Raw genomic sequence first — 4,913 nt, forward strand, 5'->3', positions numbered from 1 at the left:
TTCCCACAACACCTTTTTCATTTTTATTTCAATCTTTTTTTTAAAGCCTTAATTCCATGCCATTTAACAACCTTAAAAAGTTGTTGTTTTATTCTATCCCCTAGCTTATACTGGATTTTAATACAACAAATAGCTTTTAGTAGCACAATAGCTCTTTAAATTACACATGCATTAGCGGTAGTAGCGGCATCCTTTTTTTACTTATATATGTAATGATATAATAAGAACATCGTATATAAGATAACATATTCTACTTTTAAGTGACGCTACTAAAAAAAGATATAGCGGATGACGCGACGCTTTTGCTTCTAAAAAGCAAAAGGGGAATGCCCTAAAAAGACAATACGATATTTATAATACTATATAGATCACATTTTACACCTAATGAATTATATAAAAACATATAGCTGGTAACCTGGTTACTTTACTTTTAATAAACAAAGGTGACGTGTTACATATTAGTCTATAGGAAGAAATCCCAAACTAAACCAAACCTAATCGTAAAATCTCGGTAAGGATTGTTGGGTGCTGAAAAATAATCGTAGCCCGTAAAGGATGAGTTAAAGTGTTCTGCTTTAAAAAAGATACGCGTTTGTCTTACCTTAGCATTGATAAAGAAATCTAGTCTAGGAAAACCGCCTAACTTGGTTTCGTTTTGCGTGTAGAACTCAGCCAATAAGGGATCATAACCATTCATGTTGTACTCAGAAAAGTAATTAAAGGTTATTCCTGTTTGTAAGGTCATTGATTTTTTGAACAACTGATTGGAGTAATACAGTGTATTTCTAGTTATGATTGCAGGTACATTAAGAACATCTTCATCACTAACTACATTTTGATACATTAGTGTATTATCTAATGCAAAATTACCGACATTAAATTCCTTCTGTAATTTCAATCTGAAATACTGAAGGGGTTTGTTGTATTGTTTTGGTTCGATCGTCTTGACGTCGTCTATAGTTTCTTTTAAATTAAAATATGTGAAGTTATCTATATTAGATAGATCCACATAGGCATTTAGCCATTTTTGAGATTCTATTTTGAACTTTAACTGCTGTGTGTTTACATTTTTAAAACTTTCTAGATTATACCAATTATAGTTAATGTAATCACTTTGATATAATAAGTAGTTATAGTTTGCCAGCCTAGAGTTAATTGCAATTCCACCAGATAAGGCAATATCTTCATTTAACTTTAAACTTATGTTGCCGTCTAAATAGCTTCCTACAAATGTATCGGAAAGGTTTAGTCCTCCACTACCTGTAATATTAAAACCTTTATAGGTTTTTGAATACGTACCTTCGAGACCCAAGAAGTTAGACTGAATTCTATTTGTTATTGTTCCGCTTGGAAATAATACAACACTATTATAGCCGTAATTAACATCTGTATAATTTATAGCAAATTCCAAATCCCCAATTATATTATTGGAATATTTAAGTCCTAAAGCTGTTTTAAAATTTTCTAGTTTTACTTTATCATTGATACTAGTTGAAAACGCTTCACCAAAGAAATCTTCGGCCGCCGTAGTTTGACTATACTGATAATACTTATCTTCTAGTGAAATTTTATTAAATAGTGTAATACTGTTATTACTTAAAGAATCTTTTTGTTGAAGTAAACTATAAGCATGTTCAAAATAAAAATGTTTTCCTTCTAACGTGTTTTCAGCATCTTGAAATGCAGGATCGAATACGGATCGGTCTAAAAATTCTTCATTACCCAAGCTAAAATTATCGAGGTCTTCTGTTTCTAAACCTCCATTTTCTTCATTAAGCAAATCTTGCATTACAACGTACCCCTTGGCCTGGTATTTTTTATTCTTAGACGTATAATTTGATGTAAACCGAAAATTTCCGGTACTAGTCAACGTATTCTGATAGTTTCCTAAGGACCTTAACCCTTTATAGGCAATTGAAAAATTAAATTGACGGGAAAGGTTTACGGTAAAGAAAGCATCTAATAGCTGTCCTTGTTCAAATGCGGTCTTGTAAGTTAACCGTGTCCATGGCGTCGGAACTTCATAAAACATAATATCATTATGCTCTAAATAATTAAAATGACGTGCTCTTGCGCCGAACAATGGTGCTGTGTTTTTATCCCAAGAATCGAAACTAAGCGTATTATAGGTTTGACCAATATTAGCAAATGGCATTAAATTAAAATTATCCGTTTGAAGATAATTAAATTTATAAGCCTTTTTAATAGTCAATGTCGTATCTACTTGGATAGAATCTGTGAGGTTTCTAAACTGAAGATACATATCGATAGTCGCTAACTCCTTAAATCCACTAGCCTTATTGGTAAGGGAAGTTGTATCTGATCTATTATCTAGATTTGTTTTAATAAGTTTATTTTGAGCCACAAGGCTTATTGTAAAAAAACAAAATACAATTATGTAAAAATGTTTGTTGTGCATTTAGGAATATATAATTTTCAAACAAAGTAAATCATTAATTATTGTATAAGAATATAAAATTACAATTTACTTAACATAAAAAAGACCAACAGTATTATTTGTTGGTCTTTAGTATATCTATTTATTAGAGTACGTTATTCAATAATAACTTTTTTAGATGTAATAGTATTTCCTTTAGAAATATTTGCGATGTAAACGCCAGAAGCTACACCACGTAAATTTACAGTTTCATTAAAACTTATAGAGTTATTAGAGAACGAATTTTTATAAACTAAACGTCCACTAATATCATAAACATCAACTTTAACATCATCGTTATTGTTAACTCTAGAATCGAAGCTTATAGTGAACTCACCTTTATTTGGGTTTGGATGAATAGACAAATTATTATCAAAACCAAAATCATCGACACTTAAACTCTGTTGAATTTCGAAATCCCTTCTATTGATATTATAGAATATATTACCCACAGCTTCTACCATTATTCTACATGATGCCGCATCTATATTTGGAAGAGTAACAGTTTCATTACCGTCATTTGGCGTATTAGATAACAATACTGTATCGAAATTTAATCCGCCATCCGTTGATAATAAAATATTAACATTCTGTGTATTAACAGCACCTGTATTAGTTGAAGCTACGTTCCATGATACCTCTTGAGAGGAATTACCAACATAAGAAATATCAAACGTATTTTGTGAATTCACTACAAACGGACCAGCCGAATTAGTTACTGCGATAGTCATTTCATCTACACCAATCTGACCACCCTGAATGTCATTATCCCTTACCGTTAATTTAAAATTAAGATTTCTTCCTATTAACATGAGGCGCTCCCAACTTGTTGAATTATTAACGTTACCAACATAATCTTCTAGTCTAGGAATATATCTTACGTTATTAGCGCTAGGTGAAAAAGACCTTACAACAGGTCCATCTGCTGTAAAATCTGACGGTGCTGTATTAGAAGCACCTAAATCATACTCCTCCCAGCAGTAAGTTAAAAGTGCTACATCTTTATCATCAGTAGCAGAACCAACAAGTTTATATGGCGTTCTAAATGGAATCGTATAATTATTTCCAGCATTTGCTGTTGGAGATGAATTTGAAATACTTAATTGTTCTGCACATGTACTATTTCCGAAAGTAATATTAGACCACATTTCGTCCAAACTTACTTGATGAAAATATAAATCAGCTTGAGATTGAATATTTGACTGGTTACCGCAAATCCCAGCATACGACATAATTGTAGTCCCACCGCCTGGCTCATATGCAGTACTTGCTGTTGCAGCACTAGCACAGGTGTTTGCATTATAGGTATGACGAGCGCCAAATTGATGTCCCATTTCGTGCATTAATGTAGACTCAAAACTATAACCCGCAGATGGCCCGAATAACGAACTACTTACGCCTCTAGCTTTATTATTAGTACAAGGTGAATACACCTGCGCAAGACCACTACCAGATGTGCTTAACATGTGACCTATATCATAAGGCTCCCCAATAAATGCATCAATAAAAAATTGACTCTCATCAATTAACACACTAATATCATCATTAGTTAAGAAGGAATCAGTGATAAAAATCACATTCCTGTTATTATCAACAATTGTCATTGTTACTGCTAGTTCTCTTTCATAAACAGCATTAACTCTTGTCATAACATCATTCATAACAGCTAATATCGTATTCTTTTTGACTGTATCAGAAGCACCGCTTAAACCTGCTTGACTGATATGATATGTTGCGTATTCTTGTGTACAGGAAAGTGCTAATCTAAAATTTCTTAATTTACCATCATTTGCATTTCGAGCAGCAGGGTTCATTCTAGCATCTAAAGAGCTTGCTATTTGCTCTTCAGAATCTTCTGTAAGACAACTTATTTGCGTTTCAGATAAAGGAATATCATTCTTAGAATAAGCGATATAAAATTTTCTGTCTTTTGTTAAGGAATCGATGTATTGAACCGAATTATCAGTGTCAAAAATTACAGCTTTTAAACCAAAAAGAGAAATACTAAATCTAATTGTTTTGCCTTTGTTCTTTAATGAAGTTCCAACAAATGAACGCACATCACTTAACTCTAGTTGCAATTCCTTAGAAAGTACCGGTGCGTCAAAAACTTCATAATCCTCATATAATCCATCAGCACTAGGAAAACTTACTACAATACCATTTGTATTATCTGAAAGTAACCTATTTGGAGCAGATTTAATTTTATCAAATAACTGATCGATATTTAAACCATAAACAGTATAAGCATTTGGCATCGATACACGATCCCATTTCTTATACTCAGAATTCAAAACATCAGATTTTTGATACCAAAAACCTGATTTAATTTGTGCCTTAATAGACAACGAAACACTGACGAATACTAGTAATAACAAGTATCGACATTGAGTATTAATTTTCATATTTTTTTTAATTTAATAAATGTTTTTTCAAAATAAAAAATCCATTTATAACGGATACAAGATAAATAAAA

2 protein-coding genes are annotated in these 4,913 nt (G+C 31.9%); both read right to left on the bottom strand.

Annotation, left to right across the window (positions count from 1 at the left end; all coding sequences use genetic code 11):
- Positions 1-463: 463 nt before the first annotated feature.
- Positions 464-2,365 (bottom strand): putative porin, encoded by a 1,902-nt coding sequence (locus ADIWIN_RS11400; protein WP_020897593.1) that lies wholly within the window; start codon positions 2,363-2,365, stop codon positions 464-466.
- A gap of 188 nt (positions 2,366-2,553) precedes the next feature.
- Positions 2,554-4,842: a zinc-dependent metalloprotease gene (locus tag ADIWIN_RS11405; protein WP_081669573.1), complete on the bottom strand. Its 2,289-nt coding sequence runs from the start codon at positions 4,840-4,842 to the stop codon at positions 2,554-2,556.
- Between the last annotated feature and the right edge of the window lie 71 nt (positions 4,843-4,913).

The sequence above is a fragment of the Winogradskyella psychrotolerans RS-3 genome, from assembly GCF_000427335.1.
GTDB lineage: Bacteria > Bacteroidota > Bacteroidia > Flavobacteriales > Flavobacteriaceae > Winogradskyella > Winogradskyella psychrotolerans.